This is a genomic window from Campylobacter sp. CFSAN093260, from assembly GCF_012890095.1.
Classification (GTDB): domain Bacteria; phylum Campylobacterota; class Campylobacteria; order Campylobacterales; family Campylobacteraceae; genus Campylobacter_D; species Campylobacter_D jejuni.
Window position 1 is genome coordinate 469,677 of sequence record NZ_CP040618.1, and the last position, 12,441, is coordinate 482,117.

General features: G+C 31.5%; 9 protein-coding genes. 4 read left to right on the forward strand and 5 right to left on the reverse strand.

The window, feature by feature from the left end:
- Nucleotide 1: 1 nt before the first annotated feature.
- The 3 genes from hemH to FBF22_RS02470 are packed head-to-tail and all read right to left on the reverse strand — an operon-like array spanning nucleotide 2 to nucleotide 2,854.
- Nucleotides 2-913, reverse strand: coding sequence for a ferrochelatase (hemH, locus tag FBF22_RS02460; RefSeq protein WP_002859048.1), 912 nt, complete (start codon nucleotides 911-913; stop codon nucleotides 2-4).
- Complete coding sequence (locus FBF22_RS02465; protein ID WP_002859910.1) at nucleotides 910-1,776, reverse strand: Gfo/Idh/MocA family oxidoreductase; 867 nt, start codon at nucleotides 1,774-1,776, stop codon at nucleotides 910-912. Before FBF22_RS02465 ends, hemH begins: the two co-directional genes overlap by 4 nt.
- A gap of 4 nt (nucleotides 1,777-1,780) precedes the next feature.
- Nucleotides 1,781-2,854 carry a DegT/DnrJ/EryC1/StrS aminotransferase family protein gene (locus FBF22_RS02470; RefSeq protein ID WP_002867665.1) on the reverse strand — a complete coding sequence of 358 codons (1,074 nt, stop codon included), beginning with the start codon at nucleotides 2,852-2,854 and terminating at the stop codon, nucleotides 1,781-1,783.
- Nucleotides 2,855-2,968: 114 nt separating this feature from the next.
- Between FBF22_RS02470 and alaS the strand changes: the two genes are divergently transcribed.
- From alaS to FBF22_RS02485, 3 genes are read left to right on the forward strand one after another with little or no spacing between them, the layout of a single operon-like run.
- On the forward strand, nucleotides 2,969-5,497 hold the full coding sequence (gene alaS, locus FBF22_RS02475; RefSeq protein ID WP_002859051.1) for an alanine--tRNA ligase: 2,529 nt from the start codon (nucleotides 2,969-2,971) through the stop codon (nucleotides 5,495-5,497).
- Nucleotides 5,497-6,048, forward strand: coding sequence for a septum formation inhibitor Maf (gene maf / locus FBF22_RS02480; RefSeq protein WP_002855005.1), 552 nt, complete (start codon nucleotides 5,497-5,499; stop codon nucleotides 6,046-6,048). Before alaS ends, maf begins: the two co-directional genes overlap by 1 nt.
- Nucleotides 6,045-7,976, forward strand: a complete 1,932-nt coding sequence (locus FBF22_RS02485) for a penicillin-binding protein 1A (protein WP_002885707.1) — start codon at nucleotides 6,045-6,047, stop codon at nucleotides 7,974-7,976. The genes maf and FBF22_RS02485 overlap by 4 nt, the downstream gene beginning before the upstream one ends.
- 27 nt (nucleotides 7,977-8,003) lie before the next feature.
- Here the strand turns inward: FBF22_RS02485 and FBF22_RS02490 are convergent, their stop codons facing one another.
- On the reverse strand, nucleotides 8,004-10,577 hold the full coding sequence (locus FBF22_RS02490; protein WP_032590777.1) for an AAA family ATPase: 2,574 nt from the start codon (nucleotides 10,575-10,577) through the stop codon (nucleotides 8,004-8,006).
- Between the two features lie 111 nt (nucleotides 10,578-10,688).
- Nucleotides 10,689-10,979, reverse strand: coding sequence for a metal-sensing transcriptional repressor (locus FBF22_RS02495; RefSeq protein ID WP_002884545.1), 291 nt, complete (start codon nucleotides 10,977-10,979; stop codon nucleotides 10,689-10,691).
- Between the two features lie 126 nt (nucleotides 10,980-11,105).
- Here FBF22_RS02495 and FBF22_RS02500 point away from each other — a divergent pair, with 126 nt between their 5' ends.
- Nucleotides 11,106-12,440 (forward strand): S41 family peptidase, encoded by a 1,335-nt coding sequence (locus tag FBF22_RS02500; RefSeq protein ID WP_002884543.1) that lies wholly within the window; start codon nucleotides 11,106-11,108, stop codon nucleotides 12,438-12,440.
- Nucleotide 12,441: the final 1 nt, after the last annotated feature.

Sequence of the window (12,441 nt, forward strand, 5' to 3'; positions counted from 1 at the left end):
CTTAATTAAAATCAGACAAATACTTTAAAATAAAGTGGATAAATTCATCACTATCATTTGGGCAAGTGATTAAATCATAATCGCACTTTGCTAAATGTTTATACTCCATACCTAGCTCAAAAATCGTTTCAGAACAATCAATGCAAAAAGAAATAGGGTAAATCAGAGCTTTATCGTTTAAATTTGCCAAAACATCGCTTGTATTTGGTTCAAGCCATTTTACAGGGCCTAGTTTAGACTGATAAGCTAAAATAAATTCATCAAAATGATCTTTTAGCTTTTCTTTTAAAATTTCTACATGATCATTTACATGCTTTTCATATAAATCACCTTTATCAATAATGCTTTGTGGTAAAGAATGCGCTGAAAAAATCAAAATTTTGGCATCAAATTTACTTTTTTTAGCCAAAATGTGCGAAACTATCATCTCGTTATAAAGCTCATTTTTGTAAAAAATATCTATAGTTTTTACTTTTGCTTGAATTTTTTGCTTTGAAATTTCATTTTGCAGAACTTCTAAAGATGAAGTTACTGTGGTGCAAGAATGGTGCGGATAAAGTGGAAAAAGAATGATTTCATCACTTGCATTTAAAGTGTATTTTTGCAAAATTTCTGTGGCAAAAGGAGGAACATAAAGATTTACAAAATCAAATTTAAATTCATCTTGTTTTAAATTAAGCTTGTCACACAGGCTTTGAGTAAGTTCGTTTAAAGGGGATTTTCCGCCCATTTTTTTATAGTTTTCTTGCATGGCTTTAACGCGAGCCTTTGTTATGATCCATGCTACAAATTTTCTTAAAAATCGATTTTTGATTCCTAAAATATAAGGATCATTAAACATATTTTTTAAAAAAACTTCACAATCTTGTAAATTCGTAGCTCCGCCCATATTTAAAAATAAAACTAATTTCACGCAAACCTTTCTAAAATTTCTTGAACTTTGTAAGCATCGCTCGTGCTGGCTAAATGATTGGGTTGATTATCGATAAGTTTTAACAAAGCTTCGTGTTCTGAAAAAAGTGGACTTTGTTGAGTAAGTTCTATAAAATTTCCATCTTTTAATAAAGAAAAGTCATTTAAATTGGCTTCATAAAAATGATTTTTAGTAATAAGATGAATTTTTCTTAGTTTTTGTGTGCTATTCCAACTTTGATGTATGCTAGCAATACATTTTTCAAGCTCACATAGAATAATGCTTTCACTTTCTCTTGTTTGATCTTGGGTGTATTTTTTAAGCAAATTGGTTTTTGTTATTTCTTGTTTGCTTAAAAAACAAAGCAAATCAAGATCATGCACAGCCAAATCTTGCAAAATCCCTACATCGCTGATTCTTTGTGGGTAGGGTGAAAATCTTTGTATGTTAATGCTGATAATTTCTTCATTTTCAAGCTCTTTTTTTAGGGCTAAAACCGCAGGATTAAATCTTTCGCAAAAACCTACACCTACTTTTATGCTGTATTCTTTAGCTAAATTTGAAATTTCGTCTATTTCTTTTAAATTTAGAGCTAAAGGCTTTTCGATTAAAACGCATTTGCATTGTTTAAAAACTTTTTTTGCTATTGTTAAATGTGAATTTGTAGGTGTTGCTATGATGATAATATCATTATTTTGATTTAAAAATTTATCCAGATCATCATAAAAAATATCATCAAAAATATTTAGGTTTGGATTTTTGCAAAGATCAAAAAGTGCATTAAGTTTAAAATGAGAATTTTTACTAAGTTCATTTAAGTGGTTTTGCCCCATTTTTCCAAGGCCTATGATACCTATTTTCATGGAATCAATCTTTAAAAATACAAATAACTTGCTCTTGCTCTTCTTCACTTAAAAAAGGTGAAAAAGGCAAAGATAAGATGTGTTCGCTTGCGTATTCTGAATTTTTAAGTTCTAAATTTGAAAACTCACTAAAGCAAGGTTGTTTATGCAAAGGGGTTGGATAGTGTATAGCATAAGGTATATTAGCTTTTTCAAATTTTTGCAATACACTAGCTCTATCTTCAACTAAAACACTGTATTGTGCATAAGCGCTAAAAGCATTTGGATTAATTTGTGGAATTTGACAGTTTTTTAAATTTGCATTATAAATTTGTGCTAATTTTTGTCTTTTGTCTAATTCTTTTTCTAGGTATTTTAACTTAACATTTAAAATCGCTGCTTGTAAGGTGTCAAGGCGTCCATTTATACCTATAAATTCATGTTTATAACGCTGAGTTTGTCCGTGATTGAGTAAAATTCTTATTTTTTTAGCAATTTCATCATCATGGCAAAAAATAGCCCCGCCATCGCCATAAGCTCCCAAAGGCTTCGAAGGAAAAAAGCTTGTGCATGAAATTTTAGCTATAGAGCAGGATTTTTCTCCTTTGAAACTTGCGCCAAAACTTTGTGCACCATCTTCGATCAAAGTGATATTTTTATCTTTTAAAATTTCTTCTAAAGCCCTTAAATCACTCATTTGTCCAAACATACTCACTACTATAACAGCTTTAGTTTTTGGAGTTATTGCTTTTTGCACTGCTTCAAAATCAAGATTGTAATTTGATAAATTTATATCTACAAAAACAGGTTTTGCACCTACCAAGGCCACAACTTCAGCTGTTGCTATGAAAGTAAAACTAGGCACTATAACTTCATCATCTTTGCCAATATCTAAGGTTCTTAAGGCAAGATATAAAGCACTGGTTCCACTTGAACAACCTATAGCGTGTTTAACACCTAAAAAATGAGCTAAATTTTGCTCAAATTCGTTAAGCTTTGTACCGCCTATAAAAGAAGAGCTTGATAAAACGCTTTCAATTTCAGCATTGATTTCATCTTTGTATGCGAGATATTGGGCTTGAAGATTGATAAAATTCATAAAAAACCTTAGAGAAATAAAATTAAATAAAAATGTTTATTGTATTTTAGTTTTACTTAATTTAAAGTAATTTTGGTATGATATGTTTTTATAAAAATTTCTTTAGGAAAATTCATGGATATTAGAAAAGCTTATTTGGATTTTTTTGCATCAAAAGGACATGAGATAACCCCGTCAAGTCCTTTAGTTCCTGATGATGCAACTTTACTTTTTACTAATGCGGGTATGGTGCCTTTTAAAAGTATATTTACAGGAGAAATTCCACGCCCAAACCCTCCACGCAAAACAAGCTGTCAAACTTGTATAAGAGCGGGTGGAAAGCACAATGACTTAGATAATGTAGGATATACCGCACGCCATCATACTTTTTTTGAAATGCTTGGGAATTTTAGTTTTGGGGATTATTTTAAAGAACAAGCCATAGCTTATGCTTGGGAATTTGTAACTGAAGTTTTAAAACTACCTAAAGATAGACTTTATGTAACCGTGCATGAAAACGATGATGAAGCTTTTAATCTATGGCAAAAACACATTCAAAAAGAAAGAATTTACAAATTTGGCGATAAAGATAACTTCTGGCAAATGGGCGATACTGGTCCTTGTGGTCCTTGTAGTGAGATTTTTTATGACCAAGGACAAGAGCATTTTAACTCAAGCGAAGATTATATGGGCGGAGATGGAGATAGATTTTTAGAAATCTGGAATCTTGTTTTCATGCAATACGAAAGAAGTGCTGATGGAGTGCTTAGCCCACTGCCAAAGCCAAGCATTGATACAGGAATGGGGCTTGAAAGGGTAACAGCGATTAAAGAAGGTAAATTTAGCAATTTTGATAGCTCGCTTTTTATGCCAATCATCAATGAAATTTCAAAACTTTGTAATAAAACTTATGTTTATGAAAGCGGAGCAAGTTTTAGAGTCATAGCTGATCATATAAGATCAAGTGTATTTTTGCTTGCACAAGGGGTAAGTTTTGATAAAGAAGGTAGAGGTTATGTTTTGCGTCGTATTTTGCGTCGTGCTTTAAGACATGGATATTTGCTAGGTTTTAAACAAGCTTTTATGTATAAACTAGTTGATATTGTGTGCGATTTAATGGGCGGACATTATACCTATCTTAATGAGAAAAAAGACTTTATAAAAGAACAAATTCGCCTTGAAGAAGAAAGATTTTTAAGCACTATAGAAAATGGGATTGAAATTTTTAATGAAGAGCTTAAAAACACTAAAGAAATTTTTAGCGGAGAAGTAGCCTTTAAGCTTTATGATACTTATGGTTTTCCGCTTGATTTAACGGCTGATATGCTAAGAGAAAAAAATCTTAAAGTTGATGAAGAAAAATTTGAACTTTTCATGAATGAGCAAAAAGCACGCGCTAAGGCTTCTTGGAAAGGAAGTGGAGATAAAACTGCAAGCGGAGATTTTAAAAACTTACTTGAAAAATTTGGAGAAAATCATTTCGTAGGTTATGAAAAAGCAGAATGCGAAAGTAAAATTTTAGCCCTTTTAGATGAAGATTTTAAAGAAGTTTCCACCCTTAAAGATGCGGGTTGGGTGATGCTTGAAAACACACCTTTTTATGCAACAAGTGGGGGGCAAAGTGCTGATAGTGGATTTATAGCTAAGCGTGAAGTTTTAGATACGCAAAAGTTTTTTAATCTCAATCTTAGCTTTATAAAAGCAGGCGAAGAACTAAAAGTTAACGATATAGTTCATGCAAGAATCGATACAGAAAAAAGAGAGCAAATCGCACGCCACCACTCAGCCACTCATCTTTTACATCATGCTTTAAGAGAAATTTTAGGTTCTCATGTAAGCCAAGCAGGATCTTTGGTTGAAAGCAATAAACTAAGATTTGATTTTACTCATCATAAAGCTTTAAACAAAGAAGAGCTAGAAAGCATTGAAAAAAGAGTCAATAAAATGATTATAAACTCAAGCGAAGCTATCTTAGAAAATATGCCTTTAGAAGAAGCTAAAAAAAGCGGTGCTATAGCATTGTTTAATGAAAAATACCAAGGCAATGTGCGTGTTTTAACTCTAGGTGAAAGCAAAGAACTTTGCGGGGGAACTCATGTTAAAAATACTGCTCAAATAGGAAGTTTTTACATAGTTAAAGAAAGTGGTGTGAGTGCTGGAGTTAGACGTATTGAAGCTGTGGTTTCTAAAGCGGCTTTAGAATTTGTAAAAAATCAACTCGAAGAACTTTCTAAAGTAAAAGATGAACTTAAAAATAATGATATTTTAAGCGGGATTAAAAAGCTTAAAAATGAAATTTTAAGTTTAAAAAATGAGCTTAAAAATTCAAGTAAAACCGAGCTTGATTCTAAAAATATCCAAGGTGTTGAAATTTGCGTAAAACGTATAGATAATGGCGATATTAAAGCTATGATTGATGATTTTAAAAACAAATTTGCTAAAGCGGTGATTTTACTTATCCAAGTAAAAGATGAAAAAATCACTTTAGCAGCTGGCGTTAAAGATGTGCCTTTAAAAGCAGGAGCTTTGGTTAAAGAAGCGGCGCAAATTTTAGGTGGAAATGGTGGCGGAAGAGATGATTTTGCTACTGCAGGTGGAAAAGATTTAAGCAAAATCAATGAAGCTTTAAAACAAAGCTTAGAAACGATAGAAAAAGCACTTTAATGTTAATTCTTGCTTCAAGTTCCATTTCAAGAGCTAACTTGCTTAAAACCGCAAAGATTGATTTTAGGCAAGTTAGTTTTGATTATGATGAAAATTTAAATAAAAATATTTCACCTTTTTTATATGTTCAAAAAATAGTTCTTGAAAAAGAAAGACAATTTTTAAGTACTTTAGGCAAAGATTTTCAAAACCAAAATTTGCTTTTTGCAGATAGTATAGTTTGTATAGATGAAAAAATTCTTACCAAAGCAAAGGATAAAAAAGAAGCTTATGAAATGCTTGCCTTGCAAAATGGAAAGTATGCAAGTATTTTATCGGCTTTTTTGCTTGTAAAACCTGAAAAAAGAGTTTTTTCTCTTTCAAAAACTACGCTTTATTTTAAAAATTTTGATGAAAATGCTTTAAGAGATTATGTAGAAAATGATCTTTATAAAGGCAAGGCGGGTTGTATTATGTGTGAGGGTTTTCATCAAAATTTCATCACCCAACAAGTAGGAAATCTAAGCACTGCTTTAGGGCTTGATATCCAAACTTTAAAGGCTTATTTATGAAAATATTAAAATATATTTTTTCATTTTTTACTCTTTTGTTTATAGCTGGATTTATTTATGTGGCTTATCTTTTCACAAGTGCTGATACTGAGGGTTATACTTTTAAAGAATACAAACCTCTTCTTACAACACAAATTTACGATAGAAATGGCAAGCTTGTGGCTAATATTTTTGAACAACATCGTTTTTACGCTCCTTATGAAGAGCTTCCTCCACGCCTTATAGAAGCTTTGGTTGCTATAGAAGATACAAGCTTTTTTGAACATAATGGAGTTAATATCGATGCCATTTTTAGAGCTGCTGTAAAAATCATAAAAAGCGGTGGAAAAACCATGGAAGGAGCTTCCACTCTTACCCAGCAATTTATTAAAAACACGGAATTAACCCCTGAAAGAACTATTACGCGTAAAATTCGCGAAGCTTTGCTTGCTTATAAAATGGAAACCATTTTAACTAAAGAGCAAATTTTAGAAAGGTATTTAAATTTTATTTTTTTTGGACATGGGTATTATGGAGTAAAAACCGCAGCTTTGGGGTATTTTCATAAAAATTTAAATGAATTAAGCCTTAAAGAGATTGCTATGTTAGTAGGTATGCCAAAAGCACCTAGCAGTTATGATCCTACAAAGCATTTAGATCTTTCCATTTCAAGAGCAAATAATGTTATTTCAAGAATGTATAATCTAGGTTGGATTTCAAAAGCAGATTATGATACAGCCATTAAAGAAATTCCGCAAGTTTATGATGATACGCTTACTCAAAATGCTGCTCCTTATGTCGTAGATGAAGTGATTAAACAATTAAGCCCTAATATCAAAGACTTAAAAACAGGTGGATATAAAATCATTTTAAATATAGACTTAGATGTTCAAAATATGGCACAGAATGCTTTAAAATTTGGTTATGATGAGATAGTAAAACGCGATAAAGATGCAAATTTAAGCACTTTAAACGGAGCTATGGTCGTGGTAAATCATCAAAGTGGTGATGTTTTAGCTTTGGTAGGTGGAGTTGATTATGAAAAAAGTAATTATAACCGCGCTACTCAAAGTATGCGTCAACCTGGAAGCTCTTTTAAACCTTTTGTGTATCAAGTGGCGATTAATTTAGGATATTCGCCTATGAGTGAAATTGCTGATATTTCTAGAATTTTTGAAGGTGGAGCGGGTAATAATGAGGATTGGAAACCTAAAAATGAAGGGGGTAAATTTTTAGGTTTAATTACCTTAAAAGAAGCTTTAACAAGATCAAGAAATTTAGCTACCATTAATCTCGCACTTGATATGGGGCTTGATGTTCTTTACTCTAAACTAATGGAATTTGGATTTAAAGATATACCGCCTAATTTATCAATCGTATTGGGAAGTTTTGGTATTTCTCCTTTGGAGTATTCGAAATTTTATACTATGTTTGGGAACTATGGTACGATTAAAGATCCTCAAATTATCAGACAAGTTCAGGATAAAACCGGTAAAACCATCATGGAATTTAACTCAAATGAGCGTAAAGTCAGCGATGAAGCGCAAAGTTTTCTGGTTTTAGATATGATGAGAAATGTTGTTGAAAAAGGCACAGGGCGTAATGCAAGAGTAAAAGATATAGAAATAGCAGGAAAAACAGGAACAACGAATAAAAGTGTTGATGCTTGGTTTTGTGGACTTACGCCTGAAATAGAAGCAATCATTTGGTATGGAAATGATAACAACAAGCCTATGCGTTATACAGAAGGTGGGGCTAGAACAGCTGCTCCTGTGTTTAGAGAATTTTTAACTCAATATATAGAAAAATTCCCTGATACAACTAGAAAATTTAGCATTCCTAATGGAGTTTATCGTGGAAATTATAAAGGAGAAAGTGCTTATTATACCACCAAATCACCATTACCAAAAGCAAATATGAAATTTAATGAAAGCGAGATTATATTTTGAAAGTAGAAAGATCTACTTTCAAAATGATTAAGCTTTTTTGATGATTATTTCATCATCTTTTGCATCAATGATAATGCTATCATTTTCATGAAGTTCATCAGCAAGTATCATATCGCTTAATTTATCTTCTATAAGATCATAAATAGCTCTTCTTAAAGGTCTAGCACCAAAATCAGGGTCAAAACCATCTTTAGCGATTAAAAGGGCTGCATTTTCGCTTAAACTTGCTTTTATTCCCTTGTTTTCTAAGCTCATTTGTAAATCTTTAAATAAAAGCTTGACTATTTCATAAGCTTCATCTTTTCCAAGTGGATTAAAGGTGATAATATCATCTAAACGGTTTAAAAACTCAGGTTTAAAGAAATTTTTTAACTCATTTTTTACCGCATCTTCTTGTTCTTTTCCGCTTAAATTCATAATGGCGCTTGAGGCGATATTAGAAGTTAAAATGATAATGGTATTTTTAAAATCCACTGTTACACCTTTACTATCGGTTGCTCTACCATCATCTAAAATCCCTAAAAGCACATTAAATACATCTTTATGTGCTTTTTCAACTTCATCAAACAAAAGCACGCTATAAGGTTTTCTTCGTACGGCTTCAGTAAGCTCTCCACCTTCTTCATGTCCTATATATCCTGGAGGCGCACCTAAGAGTCTTGAAACACTATGTTTTTCCATAAATTCACTCATATCAAAGCGAATCATTGCTTTTTCATCATCAAATAAAAATTTTGCCAAAGCTTTGGCCGATTGTGTTTTTCCTACCCCTGTTGGCCCTAAAAATAAAAAGCTTCCTATAGGTTTATTGTCCGCATTAAGCCCTGCTTTGTTACGTTTAATGGCTCTAGCTAAAGCACTTAAGGCCTTATCTTGTCCTATGACACTTTCTTTTAAATGTTTTTCCACTTCTAAGAATTTTTGTTTTTCAGAAGTTAACATTTTTTGCACGCTAATACCCGTCCATTTGCTTAAAATTCCAGCAACCAAATCCTCATCCACTTGATTTTTAAGTAAAACTCCATTTTCACTCATTTTTTTCCATTTATCTTCTAAAATTTCTACTTCTTTTTCAAGACTTGGAATTTTTCCATACTCTAGCTCGGCTGCTTTTTGAAATTCACCTCTAGCTTTAGCCAAAGAAGCTTCATTTTTAAGCAGATCAATTTCTTTTTTCTTAGCACTTATGCCATCAAAAACACTTTTTTCATTTTCAAACTGTGAATTTAGGGCATTTTGTTTTTCTTTTAAATTAGCTAGTTCTTTTGCGATTTCATCGAGTCTTTTTTGATTTTTTTCATCATTTTCCATTTTTAAAGCTTCATTTTCAACTTCTAAAGTTTCTATATCTTTTCGTACTTTTCTTAAAGAACTTGGTTCGCTTTCAATTTGCATTTTTAGTTCAGCTGCAGCTTCATCGATTAAATCAATGGCCTTATCAGGTAAAAAACGATCTGTTATATAACGCTTTGAAAGTTTAGCTGCGGCTACTAAAGCACTATCATTTATGGTTACATTATGATGAATTTCAAGCTTTTCTTTTATACCCCTTAACATAGCCAAAGCCTCATTAACACTTGGCTCACCTACATTTACAGGTTGAAAACGGCGTTGCAAGGCTGCATCTTTTTCAAAATATTTACGATATTCTTTTAAAGTAGTTGCACCTATGGTATGGAGTTCACCTCTTGCAAGAGCAGGTTTTAAAATATTTGCCGCATCCATGCTGCCTTCACTCGCTCCAGCTCCTACTATAGTGTGAATTTCATCGATAAAAAGAATGATATTTTCACTTTTTATCACTTCATTAACCACAGCTTTTAATCTATCTTCAAATTCTCCTCTGTATTTTGCACCTGCAATTAAAGCACTCATATCAAGAGCGATGACTTTTTTATTTTGCAAAGATTTTGGAACATCTTTTTTAATAATTCTTTGTGCTAAAGCTTCTACTATAGCTGTTTTTCCTACGCCTGGTTCACCTAAAAGTATAGGGTTGTTTTTGGTTTTGCGTATTAAAATTTGCATTAAACGTTCGATTTCTTCTTCTCTGCCTATAACAGGATCAAGTTTACCCTCGCTTGCCTTTAAGGTTAAATCTATACCAAATTTATTTAAGCTATCTAAAGTTTCATCGCTTGTTTTGCTATCCATTTTTCGTCCCGCTCTTAGACTTTCAAGCTCTTTTTGAAATTCTCTTAAATCTAAAAATTGCGCCAAAATTTCTTTAATAGGACTTTTTTGACTTTCACTTATAAGCCAAGTATCCACACTTAAATAACTATCTCCATTAGCACTCATTAATCCTTTAGCATTTTCTAATGAATTTATAAGTTCATTGGAAAAGCGTATATTTTCACGGTTTACATTTGAACTCGTTGCAAGTTTTGAAATTCTGCTTTTAATTTCAAGCTCTAAGGCTTCTTTAGAAATATTTAATTTATTTAAAATTTGATTTAAAATACTTGCATTATCTACGCTTAAAGCCCATAAAAGATGTAAAGGTACAACTTCATTATTTTTAGAATGTATAGCTAAAGATGCTGCACTTTCAAGGTTTGAAAGCATATTATCAGTTAAAAAATCTTGTATATTTGCCATGTTTTATCCTTTATTTAGTTTATATACTTGCTATTATATAACTTTAGTCATATAATGTCAAGTTAATTGAGTAAAATTTTTTAAATAATAGGACAAATGACTAATTTTAGATTATTTCATAAACATATCTATAGCCTTGTTTAATTCTTCTATACTTTGAATATCATTTTCTTCTATAGCATGTACCATACAATGAGCTAAATGTTCTTTTAAAACTATTTTTGCAGTATTGTTAACTTCGGCTTTTACGGCAGCAAGCTGGATTAAAATTTCACTACAGTCTTTGTCATTTTCAACCATTCTTTTAATAGCGCTTAAATGCCCTATGGTTCTACTTAGACGATTGCAAACTGCTTTAAGATGTTTTTGAGAATGTGTATGAGTATGTTTTTCTTGGCACATTGTATTAACTTTCTTTTTGGAATTTTTAGTCTATTTTAACATATTTTTAAGAATTTAAATTTATTTACGAAGTTTTAAGCAATTTTTATTAAAATTTACTCTTTAAACTAATTAAACTAAAACTCAATGATGGAGCTTATTTTGAAAACAAAACGATTTTTTGCGGGTCTTGCAGGCTTTGCCACTACTTTTATTTTATGTCTATTTTTAACAAGTCATTTACAAGCTAAAGTTGATCAAAAAGAAGAGCAGGTTCAAAAACGCCTAGAAGCTTTAGATAAGCTTACAAAAACTCTTGCTATAGTAGAGCAATACTATGTGGATGATCAAAATATCAGCAATTTGGTGGATAAATCTTTATCAGGACTTTTAAGCAATCTTGATGCGCATTCTTCTTTTTTAAATGAAAAAGATTTTAATGATATGAAAATTCACACCAATGGTGAATTTGGTGGCCTTGGTATAACCGTAGGTATGAAAGATGGCGCTTTAACAGTTGTTTCTCCTATAGAAGGAACACCAGCAGATAAAGCAGGGATAAAATCAGGAGATATTATTTTAAAAATTAATGATAAGGCCACTTTAGGAATTAATCTCAATGATGCTGTAGATAAAATGCGTGGTAAGCCAAAAACTCAAATCACTTTAACCATTTTTAGAAAAGGTACAACAAAACCTTTTGATGTTACACTTACAAGAGAAATTATTAAGATAGAAAGTGTTTATGCAAAAATGATAGAAAATGAAAACATTCTTTATCTTAGGGTTACAAATTTTGATAAAAATGTTGTAGATGTGGCAAGTAAAGAACTTAAAAAATATCCTAATGTTAAAGGAGTTATTTTAGATCTTAGAAATAATCCTGGTGGACTTTTAAATCAAGCCATAGGACTTGTAAATTTATTTGTAGATAAAGGTGTTATTGTTTCTCAAAAAGGACGCATCGCAAGTGAAAATCAAGAATATAAAGCCGATCCTAAAAACAAAATTTCTAATGCTTCTTTGGTTGTGCTTGTAAATGGTGGAAGTGCTAGTGCAAGTGAAATCGTAAGTGGAGCTTTACAAGATCTTAAACGCGGTGTTATTGTGGGTGAAAATACTTTTGGAAAAGGTAGTGTTCAACAAATCATACCTATTAATAAAACTGAAGCTTTAAGGCTTACTATCGCAAGATATTATCTTCCAAGCGGACGTACTATTCAAGCAGTGGGTGTAAAACCTGATATTGAAGTTTTTCCAGGTAAAGTAAATACTCAAGAAGATGGTTTTTCTATAAAAGAAAGCGACTTAAAACAACATTTAGAAAGTGAGCTTGAAAAAATAGATAAAAATAAAAAAGAAGATAAACAAGAAAATAAAGACAATAAAAATCTAATCAGTCAAAAACAAATCAATGATGACGCACAGTTAAAATCGGCTATTGATACTATTAAAATTTTAAATATCAAACAAGGACAATAAA